Here is a 20,722-nt window from a genome sequence, read left to right as displayed (position 1 = left end):
CTGAAGCTGACCGTGGACTTCCCCAAGGCGTTATAGCTACTAAGAGAAAGTGTGGATGTATAATTTAAGTGATTCTGAAATCCGGAATACCTGTAAAGAGAGACTTGAGAGTCTAGAGTACTGGCTGCGGAGGCTTATCGACGTTCAGCTTAGTGACGCTTATGGTGACTTTTTTAACTACTCCGACGAGAAAGGAAACAGGATAATAAAAAATAAGATAATCGAATCACTTGAAAGTCGTATAATTAAAGAGCCACAAAGATACAGTCGAAAAGTCGACGCTATTTTGCTCGATGATGAAATTGATATTATCTGCAATCCAAAATTATACAACGATCACTTCAAAGGTGCGTTAGAGATGGCTTTTCCTGATGGTCCTAATGTCGCTAGAACCTTTTTAAAACGACTCGTAGATCCAAGGAATAGATTGGCGCATGCAAACCCCATAAGTCAACGGCAGTCAGAGCAAGTTGTTTGTTATACCAATGATGTCATCGAATCGATTAAAGAGTTTTATAGAAAGCAAAACATGTCTGAAGATTATAATGTCCCTCTCATATTAAAGCTTATAGATTCCTACGGAAATGTATATCACAGAGATCAGTTTGGTAATGTTCATGATGGCGGAATCATAAAGAACCTTTCTAATGAATCTCAGTTTGATCTGAGGCCAGGTGACACGTTAAGCCTTGAAATCGAAGTCGATCCCAGTTTCTCTCCAGAGGAGTACGATATATCTTGGGCGTCTGCTAAGGGCTTTAGTCATGATGTGCCCAACGGCCAGAAAGCAGTAATAAATATCACTGAAAAGCAGGTTGGCAAGCGATTTGATGTTCAATGTCGAGTTACTTCTAAGAAGCAATGGCATCGGATGTCACTTGGCGCAGATGATTTCCTTATCTACTACATTAGAGTCTTACCTCCGTTGTGAGACAGACTATAACAAACGCGTCAATCAGGACTAATTTTCCGCTGGCGCTCCAAATTAGCGCATTGCGCGAACGTTGAGGCTGTAGAAAAAGGTCAGGAAAATATACCGGGACAGATTTATTTTTAGATTAAAGTAGATTCTCATGGACGCAGGTTTAACCCGAACCATCTCTCTTTTCTACATCGCACTGTTTGGCTCCATACTCATAGCCGCACTACTCAATGCCGAGTTCATGGGCACGCCACTGGATCGCTCGCGTGACGCCTGGGTACCATTCTTGCTGGTGGTCGTGTCTTGTGGTGTCTACCGGCGTACGAGGTGGGGGCGCTGGCTGGCGTATCCGGTTTCTTTGTTCCTGTGTTTGGGCGTGCCGCTCGGAACGGTGCTTGGGGGCTTCATGGTGTGGCATCTGACCAAGTATCGGTCGGCGTTCAATCGATGGGTTTAGTCACGCCCGCTATCGGCCGGCGCTCCTTCAAAACTGAGTCTTCAGGTAAAGCTGCCCTCCTGAGTAACGCCAGCCGAATTCACCCCGGAAGCGGTCCTTGTCGGCGCCCACATCCAGGTCGAAATGCGTTGCGGAAACGCCGATGGACAGAGGCTTCCAGACGTTGTATTCGACACCGACGAGCATGCTGGTAATGCGGCCATCGTAGTCGTCGATATCCGCTTCAAAATACCGACCGGCTGCGCGGAGCTGCCATCCGGGGGCGAACTCATGATCGAAATAAAGGCCGAATAGGGGCAATGGCATGTCGCTACTGACGCTATCCCTGTAGTTATTCTGGAATTCGGCGCTCCCGTCCGAGTCGCTAATGACGCCGCTGGCTTGTACGTCGAAGTCCAGATCCACCCAGTAGACGCCCGCGGAAACCCCGACCTCCATGCTCTGTGATTTATACAGGCTGTAGATGTAGTTGACGTCGTAGATGTAGAAACGGCTATCCGTCGTCACGTTGGCGCCGGCATTGATGACGGTATCCTCGAACTCGAAATCGCGATCCAGAACGGTGCTACTTTCCCGGGAAAACGGACTGTATTCCACGCTCAGGCGATGCCGTTCGGCGAATCGCCACAACGCCCTGACAGAGACAAAGTCGACGTCGTCTTCCTGACCGAGATCGTTCTCGATATCGATACTGGCGTTGTTGTCCCGGGTTTCACCGTTGACGGTGATGTCCGAATCAAATCGGGATATCGACCCCCCGACGCTGAGGGTGAAGGTGTCATCGCCGAGGGCTTGGACGCTGGCCGGGCTCATGGAACAGAGCAGAAACAGGAGGGCATAAAGAGAAGCCTTCAATCCCACCACCCCAGCGTAAATCCGCCGTTGTGATCTCATGGTGAGCCTCCTCCCCATGTCCGGATCAGCGTTCGTTCAGGCGTTTTTCCGAGCGACTTGGAGGGCGAACTGCAGTCTTTAAGGCCTTTCCAGTAGGCTGCTCAGCTCAGCCTGGCTTCTATACTGCGGCGGGTTCGTTCGACTATTTAAGTAGTATGGAAGAAAACCGGAAAAATCCCAGTTGTTCCTGAATAGCCGGATCCTATAAAGCGGGAGTCGCCAACGAATCCCGGACCGTCTTTCAGGGTTCATCCTTCCCAGGATAAAGCGTTCGCTCCAACACCCAGAACGTCACAACAAGCCAACTCTCGACCAAACAAGGCCTCCAATAGCCCCAACCTAACGACCTCTTAGCCCCCTTTCGGTCAAGGATCGTCAACGACGGGTCAACGGGTTTGAGCCGGGCATTGGCTAGTGTGGAAGACCTCATTCAATGGTGCGCCGGTCCGGTATCGGCGCAAAGCGGAGGTGTTCCATGATCGAAGCCAAGCAATTTGATCGTCAGGCCCTGGAGGCCTGCGGTCAGGGCCGTTTGTTTCCCGGCGAGGTGCGTCTGCCGATTGACGAGATGCTGATGCTTGATCGCATCACGCACATCGATGCCAACGACGGTGCTTACGGGCAGGGCAGTCTGGAGGCGGAGCTGGATATCCGGCCCGATCTCTGGTTTTTCCGCTGCCATTTCGTCGACGACCCGGTGATGCCCGGCTGCCTGGGGCTGGACGCCCTGTGGCAGTTGATCGGTTTCTTTCTGGGCTGGAGCGGCGGCGAGGGCAAGGGCCGCGCGTTGGGGGCCGGCGAGATCCGTTTCTTCGGCCAGGTGCTGCCCCACAACGAGCGGGTGACCTACCGGCTGGATATCAAACGCGTCATCCGCCGCAAGCTGACCATGGCCATCGCCGACGGCAGTCTGTCCGTGGATGGCCGGGAGATCTACACCGCCCGGGACCTGCGGGTCGGGCTGTTCACCAACACCGATGCATTCTAGGAGGTCGATATGAGACGGGTTGTCGTGACAGGAATGGGCATTGTGTCGAGCCTGGGGCGCAATCGGGAACAGGTCCTGGATTCCCTGAAAAGCGTCACGCCGGGCATTGGCTTCAGTGAGCAGGCGCGCGATGCCGGGTTGCGCAGCCAGGTGTGCGGGCAGATCGACCTGGATCTGGCCGAGGAGATTGACCGTCGCCACCTGCGCTTCATGTGCCCGGCCGCGGGTTACACCTACCTCGCCATGGCGGAAGCCATCGAGCAGGCGCAGCTCTCGCCCGCCGCTATCCAGGACGAAAAGACCGGTGTGGTCATGGGCACCGGTGGCGCCTCCACCGTGGAGCTGATGTCGGCGATCGACACGCACCGTGATCGGGGCCTGCGTCGGGTCGGCCCCTATCGCGTGCCGCGTACCATGGGGAGTTCGATCAACGCCTCGTTGGCGACGGCGTTCGGGATTACCGGGGTGAACTACGGCATCACGTCCGCCTGTGCCACCAGTGCGCACTGCATCGGCCACGCGCGGGACTTGATCGCCATGGGGTGTCAGGATGTGATGTTCGCCGGCGGTGGCGAGGACATCCACTGGAGCCTGAGCCTGCTGTTCGACGCCATGGGCGCGCTCTCGACACGCTACAACGACACGCCCGGGCGGGCATCCCGCACCTACGACGCGGAGCGCGACGGTTTCGTGATTTCCGGCGGTGGCGGCGTGCTGGTGCTGGAGGCGCTGGAGCACGCCGAGGCGCGCGGGGCGACGATACTGGGCGAAGTCGTCGGGTTCGGGGCGACCTCGGATGGCGCCGATATGGTCGCGCCGTCGGGGAAGGGCGCCGTCCGCTGTATGCGGCAGGCTCTGGCCGGTATCGATGAGCCGGTGGCCTACATCAACACCCACGGCACCAGCACGCCGGCCGGCGATATCACGGAGCTGGAAGCCATTCGCGAGGTCTTCGGTGAGGACATGCCCATGCTGGGGGCCACCAAGCCCCTCAGCGGCCATGCACTGGGCGCTGCCGGCGTACACGAGGCCATCTACAGCCTGCTGATGCAGCAACAGGATTTCGTGACACCGTCGGCCAACATAGAAACCCTGGACCCACGGGCGGAGGGCTATCCGCTGGTGCGGGAAGCGGTCGCAGACCGGGAGTTGCCGCTGGTGATGAGCAACAGCTTTGGGTTTGGCGGTACCAACGCGTCCCTGGTGTTCAGGCGATGGTCTGCCTGAAGGCGCCCGGCGACAGGCCCATCCAGCGCTTGAACGCGCGGCAGAATGCGCTGGGTTCAGAGAAGCCCAGCCGTTCCGCCACGTCAACCAGCGGGCGATCCGCGTCCTTCAGCAGGGTGATCGCTTGTTCGCGCCGCACATCATCGAGCAGGCGGCCAAAGGTCAGGTTTTCCAGCCGGAGCTTCTTGTAGAGCGTGTGCCGGCTCATGTATAGCCGTGACGCGATGGTTTCGGCCCGCACCGGCCCCTGTGCCAGCGCCTCGGCGATCAGCGGGCGGACCTTGAGGCTGAAGGTCAGCGACGGCAGCCCACGCGATTGGACCAGTTGCCAGAGTCGCTGCAACTGGGAGGGTGAGAGCGCCATGGTCGGGCTGTCCAACTGCTCTGGTGTCGTCTCGGTGTAGCGGCTTAAAAGGCTGGTGCTGATCCCCGCGGACCGGAGGTAATGGATCATCGCGGCAACCAGATTGGCAAAGGCGTCGGTCTTCATGACGTTCCGTCCCCCTGGGGCAAGTGCTCAAAAGTGCTCAACGGACTGTGAATTAATTTCAGCGTACACGTGTTAGCTGAAAGTGTCTCCGCGAACCTTGCGCCGGGTCAAGTCCGGTTTCGCTGAAAGACGGGGTCGGGTTGGGGCAGGCCACGCCGGGACTGGCTTTCTACTCTTGTGCCGCTGGTGAACCTGACCACCCTCCGGTGGCTCGCCTGATGTCGATGCCCCCGGAAACAAAACCCAAACAATTTCCCCCTACAGCCTTCCCCAACGCGGCCGTTACCCTCCGTATGGGCAGGCAGGATAGCCCGTCGCAACATCCACTCTGTTCCAGGCCTCGTTAAGGACGAACCCGGCTGTACGAGCGACCCAAAACAGGATTGCCATGAAGAACCTGACCATCCAGACGCGCGTTCTTTTGCTGGCCCTGGTGCCGGTGATTGTGCTCACCGCACTGCTCAGCACCTACAACCTCAAGCAGGCGCAGGGCATTGGCGACGAGGCCGTCTCCGGCTTTTCCGATGCCATGATGGCGACCAAGCGCCAGGAGTTGCAGAATTACCTGCAACTGGCGCGGTCCTCCATCGCCCACCTTTATGATCAGCCCGGTTCGGCGGACGACCCCGAGGTGCGCGAGAAAGCCATGGCGATCCTGCGTCAGCTGCGTTTCGATGACGCCGGCAGCATGGGCTATTTCTTTGTGTTCGATACCGACGGCATGACCGTGGCCCACGGCGCGAATCCGTCGCTGGAAGGCAAGAGCCTGTGGGATTTCCAGGATCCCAACGGCAAGTACCTGGTGCGCGAGCTGGTCAAGGCGGCCCGGTCCGGCGGCGATTTCGTGTCCTACGAGTGGGAAAACACCGGGACGGGTGACCCCGAACCCAAGCTGGCCTACGCGGAGATGCTGCCCGAGTGGAATGTGCTGATCGGCACCGGCTTCTGGATCGACGGCCTGGAGAAGCAGAAGGCGGCCCTGGCCAGTGACGTGGACGAGTCCCTGGCCGACGCGGTGATCGGGTCGGTGACCACGTCCGTGGTGGCGCTGGTGATCATCGTGCTGCTCGCGCTGGTGGTGGTGCGTAGCATCATCAAGCCGCTCAAGAACGCGGTGACCGCCATGAACGGCATCGCCAGCGGCGACGGCGACCTGACCCGCCGGCTGGACGTGGACGGCAACCACGAGCTGGGGCAACTGGCCGTGGCGTTCAACAGTTTCGCCGATCAGGTGCACGAACTGGTGGAGCGGGTGCTGTCCTCCACGCGCACGCTGAACGACGCCACCAACGAACTCAACGAGGTGATGAGCGAAGCGGAACAGGGGGTTGAGCGCCAGACTTCGGAGAGCGACCAGGTCGCCACGGCGATGAACGAGATGACCGCCGCCGCCCAGGAAGTGGCCGGCAACGCCAGCGAGGCTTCCACCGCGGCGGATCATGCCCACGCCGAAGTCAGCGATGCGCAGGGTCTGGTGCATCAGGCCACCGGCGTGATCAGCGGTCTGTCCGAACAGGTGCAGCAGGGCGTGCAGGTGATCGAGAAGCTGGGTGAGGATTCCCGCAGCATCGACACGGTGCTGGAAGTGATCCGCGAGATCGCCGACCAGACCAACCTGCTGGCGTTGAACGCGGCCATCGAGGCGGCCCGGGCCGGTGAGGCCGGGCGCGGCTTTGCGGTGGTGGCGGACGAAGTGCGGACGCTGGCCAGCCGCACCCAGGAGAGCACCCAGCAGATTCAGGGCACCATTGAGCGCCTCCAGTACGGCGCCGGAAACGCGGTGGAACTGATCGGCTCCATCAGCGAACGCAGCGAAGCGACGGTGGCGGAGACCCGCCAGGTGAGCGAGGCGCTGCAGAAGATCGGCACGGCGGTGCGCACCATCACCGACATGAACACGCAGATCGCCAGCGCGGCGGAAGAGCAGACCAGCGTGTCGGAAACCATCAACCAGAACGTCCACCAGATCGTGACGATCACCGAACAGACCGCCCAGGGCACCCGCCGCGCCGGCGAGACCACCCAGCGGCTGAAGGCGTTGGCGGCGGAAATGTCGGAGCAGGTGAGCCGCTACAAGGTCTGAACGACCCCGCCTAAACCCGATTGACCCACTTCGCGCCGGTGCGGCGGGCGTGAAGTGGGCGTCGCCTTCGCGTCAGGCCCCGGCTCGCGCCAGGCGCCAGCTTCCCGGCACCAGTCGGTCCCCCGGCAGGATAAACGGCACCATGGCCATCTGGACGCCGGTGCCCACCAGCATGATCAGCCAGGCATTGGTCAGGTCCGCTGTCTCCTGGCGGATCATGCCCGCCACCAGCGGCATCAGGCTTGCCAGAATGTAGCCGCCGCCCTGCACGAAGCCCATCAGCGCGCCCGCCGCGCGTTCGTCGTCGAGATGCTCCATGGTGACGATCAGCGCCAGCGGGAACATCGTGCCGATCGACAGCCCCAGCGCCACGATCGCCGGCCAGACCAGCGCGTTGGGTGCGACGATCAGGGCCAGGAATCCGGCGACGCCGAGCGCGAGTACGGTGAACAGCAACTGGCGGCGATCCGGAAAGCGTGGCAGGACCACGGACAGCGACAGGCCGGCGCCGACTTCGATGAGCGTCAGCACGCCCAGCAGCAGGCCGCTGAAAGCGGGGCTGTGACCCAGTTGCGTGTAGAACGGCGGCAGCCAGGCCAGCACCAGGGTGTAGGCCGAGGTGCCGATGCCGAAAAACAGCAGCAGGAACCAGGCGCGGCGCGAGCGTACGGGCAGGGCAAACCGCTGCGGCGCGGGAGAGGGGGCAAGGTGGCGTGTGGAGCGGCGCCAGACTACGGCGGCGATGAGCCCCAGCGCGCTCCACACCGACAGGGCAAACGGCCACCCCAGCCACTCGGCGAACGGAGCGGCGGTGCCGGCGGCGACGGCCGATCCGGCCATGATACCGGTGGTGAACAGCGCCATACCCTGGCCGGCGCGCTCGCCCAGCCGGTTCTTGATGTACGCGGGCATCAGCGCCTGCACCACGGCAATGCCGACGCCGCCCACGGCGGCCGTCAGGATGAGCCATTCGTTACTGTGTCCAAACCCGCGAACCAGGCTGGCCAGGGCGATCACCAGCACCGCCAGACCCACGCCTTTCCAGGGGCTTATCCAGCGTTGCAGAACGCCGCCGAACAGGGCCACCAGGCCCATCGCAAACACCGGCAGTGTGGTCAGAAATCCGGCGCCGACGTCGGTCAGCCCCACGTTGAGCTTGAGCGTATCGAGGACCGGCCCGATCGCCGCCATGATCGGGCGCAGGTTCAGGCCGATCAGGAAAATGGCCAGCCAGATCAACAGACGGCTGTGGCGAACGGGCGGATCTTGAAGGGCTGGCATGGGCGGTCTCCTTACCTCTGGAAGACGCAGGCTACCCGGCAATATATCTTTGCGTCAAGATAAATGCTTGCGACGGATTGGCGAACTCATTGTTGGCGGACGTCATGTCATGGTGGGCCAGCGCCCGACATCCGGTCTACGCTTGAAGGCAGCCGCTCAACGGCGTTCGGGCCCCACCGGCTAAGGACATGCCGGACGTGTTGAGCGATCTCCCTGATCGCAATGGAAAAGGATTGACCATGACGCTCTCCAAACGCTCGCTTGCCTTGTTGTGTTGTCTTGTCTCAGCGCTGTTCACCGCCGCCACGGCCTATGCCTGCACCCGAGCCGTCTATCTGGGGCCTGACGATCGGGTTCTCACCGGCCGCAGTATGGACTGGCGCCAGGAGTGGGAGGGCAACCTGTGGATCCTGCCGCGCGGCATCGAGCGGGCAGTTCGAGCCGGCCGCGCCGTTCGAGTTCATGGCGGCGGAGTAGCGTTGAAGGTCATCGAAGGCGTAAGGTGGTTGAGAATTGATCGATAATCAGGGCGGCGCGTGCAGCCATCGGGGAGGTCATTATGAGCGACCAGCCTACCTACAGGGGGAGCTGTTTCTGCGGAGACGTTCAATTCACGGTGACGGGGGAGCCGGACGCGATGGGCTACTGTCATTGCGAGTCCTGCCGGCGCTGGTCAGCCGGTCCGGTCAATGCGTTTACGCTGTGGAAACCGGACGCGGTTGAAGTGACCCGGGGCGCCGACAACGTCGCGACCTATAACAAGACGCCGGCGAGCTATCGGAAGTGGTGCAAGACCTGTGGCGGCCACGTCTTTACCGATCATCCCACCATGGGACTGACGGATGTCTATGCCGCGGTGATCCCGGATTTCCCGTTCAGGCCCGCCATCCACGTGCATTACCAGGAGACGGTCCTGCCGATCAAGGACGGTCTGACGAAGATGAAGGATGTCCCGGCGGAGATGGGCGGTTCCGGCGAAACGCTGCCGGAGTAAGCCTTTTTCCGGACGTTCGTGTCCCGAGCGGCCACCTTGGGTGACGCGGCCAGTGCGCCAGGGGCGCCGAGTGCTGGCCGCTGTCTGTTTCGAATAGCAAAACCGGCATATGAGTGGCGCGAAAAGCCATTGATTTGTCAGCCTTTACGTATTGCCCCGTCTTACCCTCTTCATCAATCATGAGCTTGCTAATCTAACCTGAGCAGCGCCCGTGTTGCGGTCCCTTCCGTAATCCACGGCGCTGTTGTCTGTCGATCAACAGGAAGTGCATTCAATGACCTCACAATCCGATGCGTCAGGCGGGGGCCGCTGGTTCCTGTCCCTGGTTGGCGTTTTATCAGCGCTCGTCGGCATCGCCCTGCTGGTGGGCGGCGTCTATCTCATTACGCTCGGGGGCAGTTGGTACTTTGCCCTGATGGGGCTGGCCACGACCGCCGCCGGCGTGCTGATCGCCCGCAAGCGTCCGGCGGGCGCCTGGCTGTTTGGCGCCGCCTTCGTTCTTACCATCATCTGGGCCCTGTTCGATGCCGGGCTGGACTTCTGGCCGCTGGTGTCGCGCCTGTTCATGTTCGGCGTGATGGCGGTGGTGATCGCCCTGTGTTATCCGGCACTGGTGCGGGCCAGCGGGGGCCGCGCCGGCCGCGGTGCCTTCGGGGTGGCCGCTGTATTGGCCGTGGCCCTGGTGGCCGGCTTCGTCCACATGTTCCAGGTTAAGCCCGAAGTCGTGGCGTCCGGTGCGCCGGATGTGGCGCCGTCCGCTCAGGGCGAGCCGGACGGCGACTGGAAAGCCTGGGGCAACACCACCGAGGGCACCCGCTTCGCGGCCCTCGATCAGATCACCAGGGCCAACGTGAAGGATCTGGAAGTCGCCTGGACCTACCGCACCGGCGATATTCCCGAGAGCGACGGCTTCGGCGCCGAGGACCAGGCCACACCGCTGCAGATCGGCGACACCGTCTACGTCTGCACGCCGCATAACCAGGTGTTTGCGCTGGATGCGGATACCGGCGAGAAGCGCTGGTCCTACGATTCCGAAGCGACGGCACCCAACTGGCAGCGCTGTCGCGGATTGGGTTATTACGAGCAGCCAGCCCCGTCGGTGACGGCGGAGAACGAACCCGCATCTCCGGCCGCGTGCCAGCGTCGCATCTTCATGACCACCATCGACGCCCGCCTGATCGCGCTGGACGCCGGGTCCGGCGAGCTGTGCGAGGGCTTTGGTGAGGCCGGCACCGTGGACCTGACACAGGGCATGGGCGAGGTGAAACCCGGTTTCTACACCCTGACCGCCGCGCCGCTGGTGGCGGATGACCTGATCATCGTCGGCGGTCGCGTGGCCGACAACATCGAAGTGGGCGAGCCCAGCGGTGTGGTGCGGGCGTTCAACGTGGTGACCGGCGAGAAAGTCTGGTCCTGGGACCTGGGCCGTACCGATCCCAACGCGGATACGGACGAACCCTACACCCGCGCCACGCCGAATGTGTGGACCTCCATGGCCTATGATCCCGAGCTGGACATGGTGTACCTGCCCACCGGCAACACCACGCCGGATGCCTGGGGTGGCCAGCGTTCGGAGCGGGACAACAAGTACAGTTCCGCCGTTGTCGCCCTGGACCGCAAGACCGGCGCCGAACGCTGGGTGTTCCAGACCGTGCACCATGACCTGTGGGACTACGATCTGCCGGCGCAGCCGACGCTCTACGATCTGCCAGACGGCCAGGGCGGCACCATCCCCGCGCTGATCCAGATCACCAAGGCCGGGCAGGTCTTCATGCTCAACCGCGCAACCGGCAAGCCCATCGCCCGCGTAGAGGAACGTCCGGCGCCCCAGGGCAACGCCGACGGCGAGCATTACGCCGCCACCCAGCCGCTGTCCACCGGTCTGCCGTCCATCGGCACCCAGACCCTGACTGAAGCGGACATGTGGGGCGCCACGCCGTTCGACCAGATGATGTGCCGCATCGCCTTCAAGCAGATGCGCTATGACGGCCTGTTCACCCCGCCGGGCGAAGACCTTTCCCTGCAATGGCCGGGCTCGCTGGGCGGCATGAACTGGGGTAGCGCCTCCATCGATCCGAACAGCGGCTACCTGTTCGTCAACGACATGCGCCTGGGGCTGTGGACCAAATTGCTGCCGCGCGACACGATGGAGAGCCAGGAAGGTGGCGGTGTGGAAATGGGCGCCGCTTCCCAGACCGGAACGCCGTATGGCTCCCTGCGGAACCGCTTCATGTCGCCGATGGGCGTGCCGTGTCAGGAGCCGCCGTTCGGCACCATGACCGCCATCGACCTGAAGCAGCGCAAGGTCGCCTGGCAGGTGCCGGTGGGCACGGTCGAGGACACCGGCCCACTGGGCATCAAGATGCACCTGCCGGTGGAAGTCGGGCTGCCGACGCTGGGGCCGAGCCTGGCGACCGAGTCCGGCCTGGTGTTCTTTGCCGGCACCCAGGATTACTACCTGCGCGCCTTCGACAGCGCCACCGGCAAAGAGGTGTGGAAGCAGCGCCTGCCGGTCGGCAGCCAGGGCGGCCCGATGACCTACGTCTCGCCGGAAACGGGCAAGCAGTACATTGTTGTCACCGCCGGTGGCGCCCGCCAGTCCCCGGATCGCGGCGACTACGTGATCGCCTACGCCCTGCCTGACGGGGCCGACAGGAAGTAATGGCGAAAGATTCGCCGTAGAGCCGAGAGCCGCACCCATGGGTGCGGCTTTTTTATGCCTGCAGATCCGCTGGCCCAGGCTTGGGTGACGACTACACTGTCTGGAAGTGGCTCCGGCCGCCAGGATCATCCGCCCCGGAAAAGGAAGCACTGTCATGCCTCGCCCGTTCGTCATACTCGCCTGCCTCGTTGCCCCGTTATTGTTGGCGTTATCGAGTCACACCCTGGCCGCCGACGGCCTCATCACCGTCCAGAGCCCTCACAGCGTCGAGACCACCGCCGACAACCTGGAAGCCGTGCTCGACGCCAAGGGCATGACCGTGTTCACCCGCATCGACCACGCCCTGGGCGCCCGCGAAGCCGGCCTCGACCTGCGGCCCACCGAGGTGGTCATCTTCGGCAACCCCAAGGTCGGCACGCCCCTGATGCAGTGCACCCAATCCGTCGCCATCGATCTGCCCCAGAAAGCATTAATCTGGCAAGACGCCGAGGGCCAGGTGTGGGTCGGCTACAACGATCCGCAGTACCTGAAAGAGCGCCACGACATCGAGGGTTGCGACGAGGTCGTCGGCAAGATCGAGAAGGCGCTGGGGGCGTTGGTGGGAGCGGCAGTGGAGTAGGTGCGAGCTGAGCGGGGGCCGCCCGCTGAACGCGTGAAATCCCACCCATCCCGCAAACCCGGCGTTCAGGGCTACACAAAGCAGCGTTGGGTCGATAGACTCGGCATTCGATAGGGAATCGAACGTATTATCTCTTCAAGGATTGAAATCATGCCGACCAACGCCCTGACGTCAGGTGTTTCTGCGCGCGCCGGCGCGATACTGTCGTTTGACGACGCTCCCCTTCGCCGGCCGCTTCACCCTTCCGGTTTATCCCGCATCGCGTTGCCATCGGATCAATCGCTGAAACCTGCCAGTCCCTCCGGCACCCGCTCTGGCGGTCTCCCTATTTCGTCCGGTCTTCACTGAGCGACACAACGGACGAGTTGGTCAGGCCCGTTGAGCTGTGCCAGCGAGTCCCGATGAGGAAACTATGAACCGAACCTGGATGTCCCGATCCGCCGGCGCGCTGCTGGTCATCATTGCCGTGGCGCTGATTCCTTTCCTGAATTCGCAGGGGGCGCTGGAGCAGCCGGTCTCCCTCACGGTGCTGTTCGATCGCGGCACCGACCTGGACGACGACGCCGCGATGATCATTGCCAAAGCCGTCAGGGAAAGCCTGGCCCGGCCGGAGGCCGGCATTCTCGTGACCGGTTACACCGGTTCGCGAGGCGACGAGCAGGCTAACCTGGCCCTGTCGGAGCGGCGCGCCGAATTCATCAAATCCCGCCTGGAGGACAAAGGTATCGAGCCGGAGCGCATCGATACCGTCGGCCTGGGCGGCACCGAAGCCCTGGAGAGGAAAGAGGGCGAGAGTGATCGCGCCTATCAGCGCCGGCTGGCCCGTGCCGACATTCTGATCAACCCGTAAACCCAATCTCACTAAAGGACTGTTTTATGCGAATGACTCGCATGGCCCTGATGGCCACGCTGGCCTGGTCGGCCGGCTCGACGGCTATGGCCGAGGATTTTATAGACGGCAAGCCCCTATCGGATGTTATGGACCCTGCCGTCCAGGATTGCCGGTCCGTCGATCCGCTTATCCTGCCGATCCGGACCACCGGGGTGGATACGGTGACGCTGTTTGCCAACGACTACCAGTTGGAACCGAACCAGGGCGGCGAGTTTGGTCGCAATGACCTGAACGTCAAACTTGAGCTTGAGAACGACATTCGCGATCAGCTGGAAGACTACCTGAGCTGTGAAACGCCGATCATGCGCGGCACCCAGGGCATGCTGAACGCCGTCGCCGACCTGACCGAGGGGGACGACCGGACCCAACAGGTCGCGTTCTACCAGCATGGTTTCTCCAACGGGGCTGACGCCATCGTGGTCCGGCCTGGCATCAACAGCGCCCAGGATCTCTCCGGCAAGACCATCGTCATCCAGGCCTATGGTCCGCACGTGTCCTATCTGGCGCGCATCCTCTCTGACGGCAAGAAGGCCGCGCAAGAGGCCGGCCAGACCTGGCAAGAGCCCACGATCCTCTATACCGAAAACCTGATGGGCTTCGGCGAGGGTACGCCGGGACGGGCCTTTGAAGAGGACGACGCCATCGATGCCGCGTTCGTGACCTCCTCGGACGCCCGCATCCTGACCAGCGGCGGCAAAGTCGGCACCGGGGCGGAAGGCTCCGTCAAAGGCGCCCGCACGATGCTGTCCACCAGGTCGGCCAACCGTCTGATCTCCGAAGTCTACGTGGTGCGGGCCGACTACCTGCGCAATCACCGGGACCAGATCAAGAACCTGACCAAGGCGTTGTTCAGCGCCGAGGAAAAGTTGCGCGAAAACGTGGTCAAACAGGTGGTCGACTGGGAAGCCGTGGGCGATTACCTGCTGGGTGATCCCGGCGCCGAAGACGAAGCGCAGCAGATGTGGCGGGACGTGGAAACCGTCGGTATGCAGGGGAACATCGACTGGGCGACCCCCGCCAAGCCGCGTTCCTGGAAGTCGATCAACGATGAAATCCAGAGTGGCCTGGTGGCCACCGGCATGCTGTCGTCCGCCTACGCGATGGAGACCGCCGACTGGAACTACGGCGACTTCGCCGGTGGCGTCTTCGATCAGCGCCGCGCCTCACTGCCGGGCTTTGACAACAACAAGGCGTCTTCTGTCGTTGCCAGCATGGACGAGTCGGGCAGTCTGGAAAAGAACGCCCTGATGGAATTCGACATCAACTTCAAGCCCAACCAGACCGCGTTCAGCCCGAAGCAGTACGCGGCCAAGTTTGATCAGGTCCTGGAACTGGCCGCGACATACGGCGGCGCTGTGATCACCGTCGAAGGCCATTCCGACCCACTGAACTACCTGAAGAAAAAGCACAACGGCGCGAACGCCAGCACGCTGCGTTCAATCCGGCAATCCGCCCGGAATCTGTCGATGAGCCGGGCCATCGAAGTGCGGGACGTGGTGCTGAAGTACGCCGAGGACCGCGGCCAGACCATGGACGAGAGCCAGTTCGTCACCCTCGGCCACGGCATTACCGAGCCCAAGACGGGCATGTGCTCCGGGGATCCCTGTGCTCCGAAAACCGAAGCCGAGTGGTTGTCGAACATGCGTGTGACGTTCCGGATCGTCAACGTGGAAGCCGAGGCCAGCACATTCACGCCCATCAACGCCTGGTAAGGAGGGGAATCATGACCGTATTTCACAAACCCTGCCTTGCCGCGCTGGCGATGGCGTCCGCCCTGGTGCTGACCGGCTGTGGCGAGGCTGAGAGCGATGTCGCCGAGACCGCGACAACAGAGGCTCCGGCGGAGTCGGCCGATTACAGCATTGCGGCCGTGAAAGCCGCATCCTGGCCGGGGAAGGAAGCCGCCGACACCGACTTGATGGATCCCGTGCCGACGCGCGAGAACATCATGGTGGTTCTGGATATGAGTGGTTCCATGGGCGGTAGTGGCTGTGCCGGTAATTTCCGGACCAAATCGGAGGCGGCCAAGTCCGTGCTGCGGGACTGGGTCCAGTCCGTGGATAAGGAGGCCAACCTGGGGCTGATCGTCTTCGACGCGTCCGGAACCAGCGTGCGGCTTCCGCTGGGCAGGGACAATCGGGACGCCTTCGTTGATCTGATCAGCGACGCCTTCCCGTCCGGTGGCACGCCACTGGCGGAAGCCGTGTCACTGGCCAGCAACTCCCTGAGCGAACAGGCGGTTTACCAGCAGGGATACGGCCGCTACCGGATGACCGTGATTACCGACGGTCAGCACGATCCGGGGCAGGACCCGCAAGCGCCCCTGGACCGCATTTTCGCCAACGCCGCCAACCCCATCGAGATCAACACGATCGGTTTCTGCATCCGCGATTCAGCACTGAACCAGCCGGGCCTGACGCAGTACCAGAGTGCCCGGAACCCGGAAGAGCTGCGTGCCGGACTGAACCAGGTGCTGGCTGAGTCCACCGATTTCAAACCGATCCAGGAGTTCAACAGCGATGAATAAGACATCGAAACTATTCAAGCGCCCGGTACGCATGATCGCCGCGGCCCTGCTTGTGGCCACCTCGGTGGTGCTACCGGCCCAGGCCGCCGGCAATCGTCCTGACGTCATCATTGGCTGGACCACCTGGGGCGATGCGGAGATCGTCTCCAAGATGGCGGCCATCGTGCTCCAGCAGGGGATGAAGAAAGACGTCGAGCTCACCCTGGCCGATATTTCCGTGCAGTACCGCGGGGTGGCCGACGGCGACCTGGACGCCATGCTGATGTCCTGGCAGCCGCTGACCCACAAGAAGTACCTCGAGAAGTACGGCGACCGCCTGGACGATCTGGGCCCGATCTACGAAGGCGCCAACCTGGGGCTGGCGGTGCCCGCCTACGTGCCGGAATCCGAACTGAAATCCGTTGCCGATCTTGCCAGGCCGGCGGTCAGGAAACAGCTCGGTGGCAAGATCCAGGGCATCAGCCCCAACGCCGGTATTTCCGGCATGACCGAGGACGCGATGCAGGCCTACGGCCTGGACTACGAGCTGCTTCCGGGCACCGGTCCCAAGATGGCCATGGAGATTGGCAAGGCGGTCCGGAAGGATCGCTGGATCGTCGCGACGGCCTGGCGTCCGCACTGGAAATGGGCCCAGTACGATCTGCGCTACCTGGACGATCCGAAAGGCGTGTTCGGGGGCAGTGAGTCGGTGCACGCTGTCGTCACCAAGGGCTTTGAACAGTCGCATCCGGACATTGCCGGGTTCTTCAAACGCATGAACCTGTCCGTTTCGGAAGTGGAGGCCCTGATGAACGAAGCCCGCAAGACCAGCCATCGCGAGGCGATCTACGCCTGGGTCAAGGCCCACCCGGACCGGGTTGAGTACTGGATGACAGGAAACCGGTAATGAAGCACCCGGAGAGCGGATTGGCCCTGTCGGAGATCGGCCGGTCACTGTTGGCGGGCGGCGTGTCCGCCGCGACGGTCCTCGGGGTGGGCGTCCTGGGCACGTTGCCCGCGCCCGCGTTTGTCTACGCCGGGCTGGTGGGCGGTCTTATGTTCGTCGGGCTGATGCTGGTGATTCCCCGGAAGATGACGCTGCAGGAGCGCCTGCGGGCGTCCGGTGGCCTGTCGGACGCCCAGGCGGCGGAGATGGGACGCTTCATCGCCGCGACCGGTGCGCATATCCGGCGGTTGGAGAAACAGGCCCGGAAAGTCCCCTCGCAGCGGGAGATGATCGAGGACATCGCTCTCTGGGCCCGGCGCATTGTCGCCAACGTGCAGGAAGACCCCACGGACCTGAGTCGATCGACCCGGTTTGAGGTTCACCTGGAGTCGGCGGCCGATGTCGTGCGCAAGCTGGCCGACATCAAGGGTAAGGACCGGGGCGCCAACAGCGAGGTGATCGCCGACATCGTGGGCAAGAGCGAAGCGGTACTGACCGACATTCGCGACTCGTTCGAACAGCAATATCACAGCAACCTCGAAAACAACATTCGGGACGTGGATGTCGATCTGGACGTCCTCAAAGGAGCTCTGGAACGCCAGGGACTCGGCTAATTCAAGGAGGCAATATGGAATCCCAAGCGGTAAGCATGACCGAATCCAAGGCAGCCGGCTCGGCCGGCCTGCTGGATGAGAACAACCAGCTGGTCGCCGGGCAGGACGGCATGGACGCGGAAAAGCAGGCACGTATCGACGAGCTCAAGAACCAGATCGATCTCGACGACTCCCAGTCGATCATCGTCTTCGGCTCCGCCCAGCAGTCCAGGATGGCGGCGCTGTCCAAAGACATGATCGGTGGCGTCAAGAACAAGGATGCGGGCCCGGCCGGCGCGCTCCTGAACGACATGCTGGTGCAGGTTCGCGGCCTGGATACGTCGGATCTGAAAGACGGCAAGTCGCCGGGTTTCTTCCGGAAACTGTTCGGCGCCATTGAACCCCTGGCGAAGTTCATCCAGCAGTTCGAGAGCATCGAGTCCCAGGTGAACGCCATAGAGCGCAAGCTCGAAAAAGAGATCATGACGCTCAGCAAGGACGTCGGCATGCTTGAGAAGCTCTACGACGGGGTCGTCGAGCATTATGAGGAGCTGGAATACTTCATTGCCGCCGGCGAGGTTCGCCTGAAGGAAGTCAACGAGGTCGAGATCCCGAAGCTGCAGGCCGACGCGGAGGCCTCCGACGACATGATGGCGGCCCAGCGCCTGCGTGAAGTCCAGGCCGCTGCCACGGATCTGGAACGTAAAGTCCACGATCTCAAGCTGACCCGCCAGACCACAATGCAGTTCCTGCCGACCATCATGATGACGCAGGAGAACGACAAGGCGCTGATCAACAAGATGAACAGCTCCCTGGTCAACACGCTGAGCCTGTGGCACGTGCAGATTGCCCAGTCCATCGCCATGGCCAACACGCGCAACGCCGCCGAAACCCAGAAAGCGGTGTCGGACATGAACAACCAGTTGCTGGAGGCCAACGCGACCAACCTCAAGGAGTCCAACGCGGCGGTTCGCAAGGAGATGGAGCGGGGCATCTTCGACATCGAATCGATCGAGAAATCCAACCAGACGCTCATCGACGCGATTAACGAGAGCCTCCAGCTTGCCCAGGAAGGCCGGGAAAAACGGGCCGACGCCGAGCAGCGTCTGGTGCAGTGCGAATCCTCCCTGAAGGAAGCGCTGCGCTCGAACTGATCACAGTGGTTCATCGTTGACCTGAAGCCGCGCCCACGGGCGCGGCTTTTTTATCGGCAGATGCTGAGTGCGCCCGGCCCCGGACCACGCCAACGCCGACTAAACTGAGGGGTATCGAAAGCGTGCGGGTTGTTCGACGAGTCTCTTGAACATAAGGAGAGCAGCGTGAATGGCCATCGAATCTGTCTCACCTGCAGCGTGGCGGGCCTGATCGCCCTGACCGGCTGCGCGGGCGGCACTCTTCAAAGCGGTCCGGCGGACTGCTTTGAGCGCTGTGACGCGCAATTTCTCGAATGCAGAGCGTCGAGCCAGTTCAGTCGCTTGACTTGCATTGATGCCAACGCGGTCGAGACGATGAACGTGGTGTGCGAAGACCGGTTCATGAACGCCCGATCGGTGTGCGCCGTTTCAGCCACGACCTGTCGTGCCGAGTGCCCCTAGCGGACCGGCACGTGTTCACGTGCCGGCCGGATTCAGCGGCGTATGGGGCCGTCACGTCTCCAGCATCAGCGCCCGGTGCGTGCTCACCCCCGCCATCACACCCGACGCCGACGCAAAGGTCGCGTTCTGCATCCTGTTGGACATGTCCCCCGCCGCATAGACGCCCGGCACGCTGGTCTGCTTGAAGTCGTCGACCTGCACCACGGCGCCGGTTGGGCCCTCCTCGAAGGCGCAGCCCAGCTGTTCCGCCAGGGAGCTGGCCATATGCGATCTGGGCCCCAGGAACAGGGCTTCGAGCTCAATGACGCGGCCGTCGGCCAGGCGCACGCCGGTGATGGCCGGGGCATCGCCGAGCACCTCGGCCACCGGTGTGGTCTCCAACGTGACGCCCCGGCGCTCCAGAAGCGCTCGCTGTTCATCGTCAGGTGTGAATGTGCCCTGGGTGAAGTAGGTGGTCGGTCCCCAGTCCGGGATGATGCTGGCCTGGTGCGGCGACATGGGGCCGGTGGCCAGCACGCCCAGGTTCCGGTTGCGGTACTCGTAGCCGTGGCAGTAGGGGCAGTGGATCACGGTTTTGCCCCAGCGCTCGGCCAGGCCGGGCAGGTCCGGCAGCTCGTCGCGCAGGCCGGTGGCGAGGATGAGTTTACCGCCGGTGGCGGTCTCTCCGTTGGCCAGCCGGACCGCAAAGCCGCCTTCCTGCGCGTCAGCCCGGGTTGCCTCGCCTTCGATGATCCGCACCGTGGGGTAGTGGCCGAGCTGTTCCAGGGCAGTGCTCCGGATGGCGGCGGGCGTGGCGCCGTCGAGCCCGAAGAAGCCATGGGACGCGTCGGCGAACCGGTTGCGGGGCTGCCCCGCGTCGATCACCATGATGGGTCGCTGGCCCCGGGCTAACTGCATCGCGGCCGAAAGTCCCGCGAAACTGCCGCCGACGATGATGGCATCTGCTTGCATGGTTCGTTCTCCGTTTCGAACTTTAAGTAACTTTTATTGTTACGTGATACTGGGTGCGATCGCAACACATGAAACATTAAAAGTTACGTGATAAGGTCTGACCCACGCTTCGATCCCCCTGCAGCCAGAGCAACCAACCGCCATGAGAAAAGACAGCCGCCTGTCCCGTGTGCTTCACGTGCTCGTCCACATGGACCAGCTCGACGGACCCGCCACCTCGGAAACGATCGCCGGGATGCTCAACACCAACCCGGTCGTCGTGCGCCGCACCATGGCCCTGCTGCGCAAGGAAGGTTATGTCAGCTCGGTGAAGGGGCACGGTGGCGGCTGGTCGCTGGCCATGCCGCTGGCGGACATCACCCTCTACGATATCCACCGCGCCCTGGGCGACAGCTCCGTATTCACCATCGGCCTGACCGACGAGCACACCGGCTGCCCCATCGAGGCGGCGGTCAACACCGCTATCGACGACGTGCTGGAAGAAGCGGAAGCGCTGCTGCTGGAGCGGTTCCGACAGGTGACGCTGGACCGGCTGCAATTCCGCTCCCGTCGCGGCGAAGGCTGATCGCGCCATCGATCCGACCCGGCTTTACCGGCGTACAACCCGGTAGCGGTTGGGCTG

General features: G+C 62.3%; 19 protein-coding genes. 15 read left to right on the top strand and 4 right to left on the bottom strand.

What is annotated here, in order from left to right; translation table 11 throughout:
* Window positions 1-55 precede the first annotated feature (55 nt).
* Window positions 56-931 (top strand): hypothetical protein, encoded by an 876-nt coding sequence (locus GQB00_RS14560; RefSeq protein ID WP_165856871.1) that lies wholly within the window; start codon window positions 56-58, stop codon window positions 929-931.
* Window positions 932-1,406: 475 nt separating this feature from the next.
* On the opposite strand, the gene GQB00_RS14555 is transcribed toward GQB00_RS14560, so the two are convergent.
* Complete coding sequence (locus GQB00_RS14555; protein WP_165856870.1) at window positions 1,407-2,273, bottom strand: porin family protein; 867 nt, start codon at window positions 2,271-2,273, stop codon at window positions 1,407-1,409.
* Between the two features lie 475 nt (window positions 2,274-2,748).
* Between GQB00_RS14555 and fabA the strand changes: the two genes are divergently transcribed.
* Complete coding sequence (gene fabA / locus GQB00_RS14550) at window positions 2,749-3,261, top strand: bifunctional 3-hydroxydecanoyl-ACP dehydratase/trans-2-decenoyl-ACP isomerase (protein ID WP_165856869.1); 513 nt, start codon at window positions 2,749-2,751, stop codon at window positions 3,259-3,261.
* Between the two features lie 9 nt (window positions 3,262-3,270).
* Window positions 3,271-4,488 carry a beta-ketoacyl-ACP synthase I gene (gene fabB / locus GQB00_RS14545; RefSeq protein ID WP_165856868.1) on the top strand — a complete coding sequence of 406 codons (1,218 nt, stop codon included), beginning with the start codon at window positions 3,271-3,273 and terminating at the stop codon, window positions 4,486-4,488.
* On the opposite strand, the gene GQB00_RS22100 is transcribed toward fabB, so the two are convergent.
* The gene (locus GQB00_RS22100) at window positions 4,469-4,978 is read right to left on the bottom strand and encodes a helix-turn-helix transcriptional regulator (protein ID WP_323127292.1); all 510 of its coding nucleotides are present in this window, start codon (window positions 4,976-4,978) and stop codon (window positions 4,469-4,471) included. The two genes, fabB and GQB00_RS22100, sit on opposite strands and share 20 nt — an antisense overlap.
* Window positions 4,979-5,366: 388 nt before the next feature.
* On the opposite strand from GQB00_RS22100, the gene GQB00_RS14535 reads away from it, so the two are divergent.
* Window positions 5,367-7,061, top strand: a complete 1,695-nt coding sequence (locus GQB00_RS14535) for a methyl-accepting chemotaxis protein (protein ID WP_165856867.1) — start codon at window positions 5,367-5,369, stop codon at window positions 7,059-7,061.
* 72 nt (window positions 7,062-7,133) lie between these two features.
* Here GQB00_RS14535 and GQB00_RS14530 read toward each other — a convergent pair whose 3' ends face one another.
* Window positions 7,134-8,342, bottom strand: coding sequence for an MFS transporter (locus tag GQB00_RS14530; RefSeq protein ID WP_165856866.1), 1,209 nt, complete (start codon window positions 8,340-8,342; stop codon window positions 7,134-7,136).
* Between the two features lie 197 nt (window positions 8,343-8,539).
* Between GQB00_RS14530 and GQB00_RS14525 the strand changes: the two genes are divergently transcribed.
* The 10 genes from GQB00_RS14525 to GQB00_RS14480 all read left to right on the top strand — a co-directional run bounded on the left by GQB00_RS14525 (window position 8,540) and on the right by GQB00_RS14480 (window position 18,708).
* Window positions 8,540-8,866 (top strand): hypothetical protein, encoded by a 327-nt coding sequence (locus GQB00_RS14525; protein ID WP_165856865.1) that lies wholly within the window; start codon window positions 8,540-8,542, stop codon window positions 8,864-8,866.
* 35 nt (window positions 8,867-8,901) lie between these two features.
* Window positions 8,902-9,336, top strand: a complete 435-nt coding sequence (locus GQB00_RS14520) for a GFA family protein (protein WP_165856864.1) — start codon at window positions 8,902-8,904, stop codon at window positions 9,334-9,336.
* A gap of 274 nt (window positions 9,337-9,610) precedes the next feature.
* Window positions 9,611-11,998 carry a membrane-bound PQQ-dependent dehydrogenase, glucose/quinate/shikimate family gene (locus tag GQB00_RS14515; protein ID WP_165856863.1) on the top strand — a complete coding sequence of 796 codons (2,388 nt, stop codon included), beginning with the start codon at window positions 9,611-9,613 and terminating at the stop codon, window positions 11,996-11,998.
* A gap of 154 nt (window positions 11,999-12,152) precedes the next feature.
* Window positions 12,153-12,617, top strand: coding sequence for a DUF302 domain-containing protein (locus tag GQB00_RS14510; protein ID WP_165856862.1), 465 nt, complete (start codon window positions 12,153-12,155; stop codon window positions 12,615-12,617).
* A 412-nt stretch (window positions 12,618-13,029) separates the two neighbouring features.
* Complete coding sequence (locus GQB00_RS14505; RefSeq protein WP_111497910.1) at window positions 13,030-13,467, top strand: OmpA family protein; 438 nt, start codon at window positions 13,030-13,032, stop codon at window positions 13,465-13,467.
* A 26-nt stretch (window positions 13,468-13,493) separates the two neighbouring features.
* Window positions 13,494-15,221: a nitrate ABC transporter substrate-binding protein gene (locus GQB00_RS14500; protein WP_165856861.1), complete on the top strand. Its 1,728-nt coding sequence runs from the start codon at window positions 13,494-13,496 to the stop codon at window positions 15,219-15,221.
* 11 nt (window positions 15,222-15,232) lie between these two features.
* Window positions 15,233-16,036 carry a vWA domain-containing protein gene (locus tag GQB00_RS14495; RefSeq protein WP_165856860.1) on the top strand — a complete coding sequence of 268 codons (804 nt, stop codon included), beginning with the start codon at window positions 15,233-15,235 and terminating at the stop codon, window positions 16,034-16,036.
* On the top strand, window positions 16,029-16,922 hold the full coding sequence (locus tag GQB00_RS14490) for a glycine betaine ABC transporter substrate-binding protein (protein ID WP_165856859.1): 894 nt from the start codon (window positions 16,029-16,031) through the stop codon (window positions 16,920-16,922). Before GQB00_RS14495 ends, GQB00_RS14490 begins: the two co-directional genes overlap by 8 nt.
* Complete coding sequence (locus tag GQB00_RS14485) at window positions 16,922-17,575, top strand: 5-bromo-4-chloroindolyl phosphate hydrolysis family protein (protein WP_165856858.1); 654 nt, start codon at window positions 16,922-16,924, stop codon at window positions 17,573-17,575. Before GQB00_RS14490 ends, GQB00_RS14485 begins: the two co-directional genes overlap by 1 nt.
* A gap of 14 nt (window positions 17,576-17,589) precedes the next feature.
* The gene (locus GQB00_RS14480) at window positions 17,590-18,708 is read left to right on the top strand and encodes a toxic anion resistance protein (protein WP_111497905.1); all 1,119 of its coding nucleotides are present in this window, start codon (window positions 17,590-17,592) and stop codon (window positions 18,706-18,708) included.
* Window positions 18,709-19,200: 492 nt separating this feature from the next.
* On the opposite strand, the gene GQB00_RS14475 is transcribed toward GQB00_RS14480, so the two are convergent.
* A complete protein-coding gene (locus GQB00_RS14475) occupies window positions 19,201-20,100 on the bottom strand; it encodes an NAD(P)/FAD-dependent oxidoreductase (protein ID WP_165856857.1) in 900 nt (299 codons plus the stop codon).
* Between the two features lie 142 nt (window positions 20,101-20,242).
* Between GQB00_RS14475 and GQB00_RS14470 the strand changes: the two genes are divergently transcribed.
* Window positions 20,243-20,665 (top strand): Rrf2 family transcriptional regulator, encoded by a 423-nt coding sequence (locus tag GQB00_RS14470; protein WP_165856856.1) that lies wholly within the window; start codon window positions 20,243-20,245, stop codon window positions 20,663-20,665.
* Window positions 20,666-20,722: the final 57 nt, after the last annotated feature.

Origin of the sequence: Marinobacter sp. JSM 1782161 (assembly GCF_011421605.1) — a bacterium.
Taxonomy (GTDB): Bacteria; Pseudomonadota; Gammaproteobacteria; order Pseudomonadales; family Oleiphilaceae; genus Marinobacter_A; species Marinobacter_A bohaiensis.
The sequence above is the reverse complement of the archived record's forward strand: the minus strand, read 5'-3'. Positions and strand labels throughout refer to the sequence as shown.

What these genes read in the sequence shown, in the direction of transcription:
- GQB00_RS14560 (WP_165856871.1), top strand. Translation starts at nt 56, where the DNA reads ATGTATAATTTAAGTGATTCTGAAATCCGGAATACCTGTAAAGAGAGA.
- GQB00_RS14555 (WP_165856870.1), bottom strand. Translation starts at nt 2,273, where the DNA reads ATGAGATCACAACGGCGGATTTACGCTGGGGTGGTGGGATTGAAGGCT.
- fabA (WP_165856869.1), top strand. Translation starts at nt 2,749, where the DNA reads ATGATCGAAGCCAAGCAATTTGATCGTCAGGCCCTGGAGGCCTGCGGT.
- fabB (WP_165856868.1), top strand. Translation starts at nt 3,271, where the DNA reads ATGAGACGGGTTGTCGTGACAGGAATGGGCATTGTGTCGAGCCTGGGG.
- GQB00_RS22100 (WP_323127292.1), bottom strand. Translation starts at nt 4,978, where the DNA reads ATGAAGACCGACGCCTTTGCCAATCTGGTTGCCGCGATGATCCATTAC.
- GQB00_RS14535 (WP_165856867.1), top strand. Translation starts at nt 5,367, where the DNA reads ATGAAGAACCTGACCATCCAGACGCGCGTTCTTTTGCTGGCCCTGGTG.
- GQB00_RS14530 (WP_165856866.1), bottom strand. Translation starts at nt 8,342, where the DNA reads ATGCCAGCCCTTCAAGATCCGCCCGTTCGCCACAGCCGTCTGTTGATC.
- GQB00_RS14520 (WP_165856864.1), top strand. Translation starts at nt 8,902, where the DNA reads ATGAGCGACCAGCCTACCTACAGGGGGAGCTGTTTCTGCGGAGACGTT.
- GQB00_RS14515 (WP_165856863.1), top strand. Translation starts at nt 9,611, where the DNA reads ATGACCTCACAATCCGATGCGTCAGGCGGGGGCCGCTGGTTCCTGTCC.
- GQB00_RS14510 (WP_165856862.1), top strand. Translation starts at nt 12,153, where the DNA reads ATGCCTCGCCCGTTCGTCATACTCGCCTGCCTCGTTGCCCCGTTATTG.
- GQB00_RS14505 (WP_111497910.1), top strand. Translation starts at nt 13,030, where the DNA reads ATGAACCGAACCTGGATGTCCCGATCCGCCGGCGCGCTGCTGGTCATC.
- GQB00_RS14500 (WP_165856861.1), top strand. Translation starts at nt 13,494, where the DNA reads ATGCGAATGACTCGCATGGCCCTGATGGCCACGCTGGCCTGGTCGGCC.
- GQB00_RS14495 (WP_165856860.1), top strand. Translation starts at nt 15,233, where the DNA reads ATGACCGTATTTCACAAACCCTGCCTTGCCGCGCTGGCGATGGCGTCC.
- GQB00_RS14490 (WP_165856859.1), top strand. Translation starts at nt 16,029, where the DNA reads ATGAATAAGACATCGAAACTATTCAAGCGCCCGGTACGCATGATCGCC.
- GQB00_RS14485 (WP_165856858.1), top strand. Translation starts at nt 16,922, where the DNA reads ATGAAGCACCCGGAGAGCGGATTGGCCCTGTCGGAGATCGGCCGGTCA.
- GQB00_RS14480 (WP_111497905.1), top strand. Translation starts at nt 17,590, where the DNA reads ATGGAATCCCAAGCGGTAAGCATGACCGAATCCAAGGCAGCCGGCTCG.
- GQB00_RS14475 (WP_165856857.1), bottom strand. Translation starts at nt 20,100, where the DNA reads ATGCAAGCAGATGCCATCATCGTCGGCGGCAGTTTCGCGGGACTTTCG.
- GQB00_RS14470 (WP_165856856.1), top strand. Translation starts at nt 20,243, where the DNA reads ATGAGAAAAGACAGCCGCCTGTCCCGTGTGCTTCACGTGCTCGTCCAC.